This window comes from Mesorhizobium sp. M5C.F.Ca.IN.020.32.2.1 (genome assembly GCF_004023105.1).
GTDB classification, from domain to species: domain Bacteria; phylum Pseudomonadota; class Alphaproteobacteria; order Rhizobiales; family Rhizobiaceae; genus Mesorhizobium; species Mesorhizobium wenxiniae.
Map to the genome: position 1 here is coordinate 1 of NZ_RZSX01000633.1, position 3,845 is coordinate 3,845.

At 62.4% G+C, this 3,845-nt stretch carries 7 protein-coding genes; 3 read left to right on the forward strand and 4 right to left on the reverse strand.

The window, feature by feature from the left end:
• Positions 1-199 (forward strand): YebC/PmpR family DNA-binding transcriptional regulator (locus EOA86_RS25860; protein ID WP_206630131.1); only part of this gene is annotated, 199 nt, incomplete at its 5' end.
• 124 nt (positions 200-323) lie between these two features.
• Entirely contained in the window at positions 324-635 is a 312-nt protein-coding gene (locus EOA86_RS25865; RefSeq protein WP_065011235.1) for a SelT/SelW/SelH family protein, read from the forward strand.
• A 29-nt stretch (positions 636-664) separates the two neighbouring features.
• On the opposite strand, the gene EOA86_RS25870 is transcribed toward EOA86_RS25865, so the two are convergent.
• A complete protein-coding gene (locus EOA86_RS25870) occupies positions 665-1,144 on the reverse strand; it encodes an anthrone oxygenase family protein (RefSeq protein ID WP_128344282.1) in 480 nt (159 codons plus the stop codon).
• 1 nt (position 1,145) lies between these two features.
• Complete coding sequence (locus tag EOA86_RS25875) at positions 1,146-1,979, reverse strand: NAD(P)H-binding protein (protein ID WP_128344283.1); 834 nt, start codon at positions 1,977-1,979, stop codon at positions 1,146-1,148.
• Positions 1,980-2,091: 112 nt separating this feature from the next.
• Between EOA86_RS25875 and EOA86_RS25880 the strand changes: the two genes are divergently transcribed.
• A complete protein-coding gene (locus EOA86_RS25880; protein WP_128344285.1) occupies positions 2,092-2,733 on the forward strand; it encodes a TetR/AcrR family transcriptional regulator in 642 nt (213 codons plus the stop codon).
• A 9-nt stretch (positions 2,734-2,742) separates the two neighbouring features.
• Here EOA86_RS25880 and EOA86_RS25885 read toward each other — a convergent pair whose 3' ends face one another.
• Both EOA86_RS25885 and rpmE read right to left on the reverse strand, forming a co-directional pair.
• Positions 2,743-3,261 (reverse strand): hypothetical protein, encoded by a 519-nt coding sequence (locus EOA86_RS25885; protein WP_245497373.1) that lies wholly within the window; start codon positions 3,259-3,261, stop codon positions 2,743-2,745.
• A gap of 85 nt (positions 3,262-3,346) precedes the next feature.
• A complete protein-coding gene (rpmE, locus tag EOA86_RS25890) occupies positions 3,347-3,568 on the reverse strand; it encodes a 50S ribosomal protein L31 (protein ID WP_065011237.1) in 222 nt (73 codons plus the stop codon).
• Between the last annotated feature and the right edge of the window lie 277 nt (positions 3,569-3,845).

The window sequence follows — 3,845 nt, forward strand, 5'->3', positions numbered from 1 at the left end:
GGCGCTGGAAGGCGCGCTCGGCGAGGCTGAATCAGTGAAGCCGATCTGGAAGCCGCAAACCAACATCGCGGTCGACGAGGAGCGGGCACAATCGCTGATGAAGCTGGTCGCGACGCTTGAGGACGATGACGACGTGCAGAGTGTCTACGCCAATTTCGAGGTCGACGACGAGACCATGGCGAAGCTCAGCGCCGCATGAGCACAGCTCAGCCCAGACATGAGCGAGCTCAGCCCGAAGACATGAGCAAAGCTCAGTCTGACATGGGCAAAGCTCAGTCTGACATGAGCAAAGCTCAGTCTGACATGAGCGAGCTCAGTCCGAGATGACCCCACAGGCGCTGCCTCAGGTCCGCATCACCTATTGCACGCAGTGCCAGTGGCTGCTGCGGGCCGGCTGGATGGCGCAGGAGCTGCTCTCGACTTTCGGAACGGATCTGGGCGAGGTCACGCTGGTGCCGGGCACCGGCGGTATTTTCACCATTTCCTGCAACGACACGCTGGTCTGGGACCGCAAGCGCGACGGCGGCTTTCCCGACGCTGCAAGGCTTAAGCAACTGGTTCGCGACGTGATCGATCCGGATCGCCATCTCGGTCATGCCGATCGTAAGGGCCACAAGTCAAAAGACCCTGCCTGACGCAAGGTCTTTTAGATTTCTGGCCTCATTCACCGCCACGCCACGATGAAGCAGCCCAGCGCCACGATGGCGGTAATGGTGCGGACGTGGTTCCACATCACCCAGTCCCTGAGATAGGTGGCCCACACGGCGGCGCCGTTGGCGCTTGCCGGATCGACGGCGGCCAGCGCGTTGTTGAGCGGCACGTTGAAGATCATGGTCACGATCAGGTTGCCGACGACATAGATCAGGGCGCCGGCGAGAAGCCAGAACGAACCCGGCTGATTCCAGCCGAGAATGGCGCCGACAACGAGGACGAGGCAGACCAGTCCGGTGCCGAAAAGCGCGGTCATGAACATCGGCGTCACCGCAGTGACGTTGATCGAATTCATGGCGGCGATGCCGCCCGCGGCAGGCAAGCGGGCGAGGCCCGGCATGACGAAGCTGGAAAAGGCGAAGAAGACACCAGCGACGACGCCCGAGCCGAACGCGGCTACGAAGGTTAGGGTAGGGAGCAGTTTCATGATCATGTCAGTTGCTCCAGATGCCCGTAGCGGCGGTTTCGATTGCGTAGGCGGGGAAGTCCCTTGGCGCTCGGCCGAGCACGCGCTCGACGCCGTCGGCCAGCACCTCGTTGCGGCCGTCGAGCACCTCGGTGAACAGTTCGTTGAGCAGCCAGGCAAACTCGGCCGGCAGCGCGTGCGCGGCGATTGCGGCGGCGAACTCGGCATGCGAAATCTGCTTGAAGCCGATGTTGCGGCCAGCTGCCTTGCCGATCTCGGCGACCGCCTCGGCGAAGCTCAGCAGCCGCGGCCCGGTCAGCTCGTAAAGCTGGCCGATATGACCTTGCCGGGTAAGCACCGTAACGGCGGCGTCAGCAATGTCGTCGGCGTCGACGAACGGTTCTCCGACATTGCCGACCGGCAAAGCCACCTCGCCGGCGAGCAGCGGATCGAGCAAAAAACTCTCGCTGAAGTTCTGGGAAAACCAGGCGCAGCGCAGGATCGTCCAGTCGGCGCCTGAGGCCTTCAGCATCTCTTCGGCGCGCTGGGCTTCCGGTTCGCCGCGCCCCGACAGCAGCACCAGCCGGCGCACACCGCGCTCTATGGCAAGTCTGGCGAAGGCGCCGACCGCTTCGGCGGCACCCGGCACCGCAAGATCGGGATAGTAGCTGATGTAGACGGCCCCAACACCATCAAGCGCGGGTTCCCAGCCCGTGGTGTTTTCCCAGTCGAAGGGCGGCGTGCCCGAACGCGAGCCAATCCGCACTGGCAGGCCCTGCGCCGTCAGCCGGTCTGCGAGACGACGGCCGGTCTTGCCGGTGCCGCCGAGGATTAAAGTCGGTTTCCGTACTGTGTCGGTCATGGGTGATTTCCTTTGTTCACAAACATGAGTAATCCTCACATTTGCAAAACGTGATAAACCCTCGTATTTTGCGAGTCAAGCCAATTTGTTGATCATTCGCTTGGAGACAGTGATGGAAGGCTCGACCGTAGCGGGTTCACAGGATGGCCAGATCGCCTCGCCGCGCCGGGCGCCAAGCCAGCAACGCAGCCGCGAACGGGTCGAACGGATGCTGGCCGCCGCCTCCGCTTTGATCGCCGAGCAAGGCAGCGGTGCCATGCGCATGGGCGAAGTGGCGGAACGGGCCGGCGTGTCGATCGGCTCGCTCTATCAGTTCTTTCCGGACAAGCGAGCGATCATCTGGGCGCTGGCCGAGCGCTACACCGCCGAAAGCCAGGCCTGCATCGCGGCAGCACTTGCCGAGGTTAGCGACGCGGAAGGGCTGCGGCGGGCGTTTTCCGAGCTGGTGGATATCTATTACGGGCTGTTCCTGGCGGAGCCGGTGATGCGTGACATCTGGTCGGGCACACAGGCCGACAAGGCGCTGCGCGAACTCGAGCTTGCCGACAGCCGGGCCAACGCCGAATTCCTCACGGCGGTGCTAAAACGGCTGCGGCCTGCCGCCGATCCGGCGGCGCTGGAAACGACGGCGTTTCTCATCTGGCAGATGGGCGAGGCGACCATGCGGCTGGCAATCTCGGTCGGGCGGCAAGAAGGCGACGACCTGGTCGCCGCCTATAAGCGGATGGCGCTGCGCGAACTGGTCGGCGAATAGAGCCGGAGACTACCGGCCGAAATAATCCCGTAGCATTTCCGTGCGCTCATCTTCCGCGCACATCGCCATGCGGCCGAGGCTGAACCGGCCTCTATGAAGGGCGACAACGGCCAGTGCGCAGTTTACGGTCGGGTCGTCCGCCGAAACTGCCAGATCCCGCAAGGCCAATTCGAAAAGGATCTGCCACGCAGTTTTGTAGTGTGGTTCGATCCAATCCGGAACCGGCGGGTTCCGGTCGTAGGCCAATCGCGCTTCTTCGATCGTCGCGGCCAGACCGTAAGCACCCCAATATACGGGAGTTTCGCCTTCGGAGATGCGAGCCAGTTCCACAACCGCGGCGTAAGATGCGTCTCCAACATCGCCCTGATGATGCAGTTCGTTCCAGAGCTCGTCCCAGACCGACTTGTCATCGTAGTGAACGGCCAGCCTTCGCAAGGCCGGCCGTGGATCATAAACGACCTTGTATCCGCCCGTGAGGCCGGACCATCGTTCATCGTTGAATGCCATCATGTCGCCGCCCTTCGCCAACCAGTCGACCCTCCTGTGCCGGGTGGCTCCAGTCAACAAAAACCCGCCACGAGGGCGGGTTCTTGATCTGCGAAAAGTCTGCGGCTTAGAGGCCGAAACCTTCGAAACGCTTCTTGAACTTCGACAAGCGGCCGCCGCGGTCGAGCAGGGTCTGCTGGCCGCCGGTCCAGGCCGGATGGGTGGTCGGGTCGATGTCGAGGTTCATCGTGTCGCCCTCCTTGCCCCAGGTCGAACGGGTCATGTATTCGGTGCCGTCGGTCATGACGATCTTGATGGTGTGGTAGTCGGGATGGATGTCGGTCTTCATTGTGCTATTCCTGGTTCGCCGGCGCTGCTGACGGGCATAAGCCTGCGTCGATGCGCCCCTTTTTAAAACTCGAAGCCGCAGCTATTGAGGAGCCACGGCTTTTAAAAACGGTCGGCGAGCCTATACATCAGCCGGAATTGAATCACAAGGCCGCGACAAGCGCATATTAAGGCGCATACAAAAAGAGCCAGAGGAAACGGTCATGGCGCACACCAGCGGCGATGCAGACGAGCGTAGGCGCTCGCTCAAGCCGCTGCGGCGCCTGTTCCCCTATATC

Bases quoted from the DNA above. Each gene is read 5' to 3' on its own strand.
- EOA86_RS25865 (WP_065011235.1), top strand. From the start codon at position 324: ATGACCCCACAGGCGCTGCCTCAGGTCCGCATCACCTATTGCACGCAG.
- EOA86_RS25870 (WP_128344282.1), bottom strand. From the start codon at position 1,144: ATGATCATGAAACTGCTCCCTACCCTAACCTTCGTAGCCGCGTTCGGC.
- EOA86_RS25875 (WP_128344283.1), bottom strand. From the start codon at position 1,979: ATGACCGACACAGTACGGAAACCGACTTTAATCCTCGGCGGCACCGGC.
- EOA86_RS25880 (WP_128344285.1), top strand. From the start codon at position 2,092: ATGGAAGGCTCGACCGTAGCGGGTTCACAGGATGGCCAGATCGCCTCG.
- rpmE (WP_065011237.1), bottom strand. From the start codon at position 3,568: ATGAAGACCGACATCCATCCCGACTACCACACCATCAAGATCGTCATG.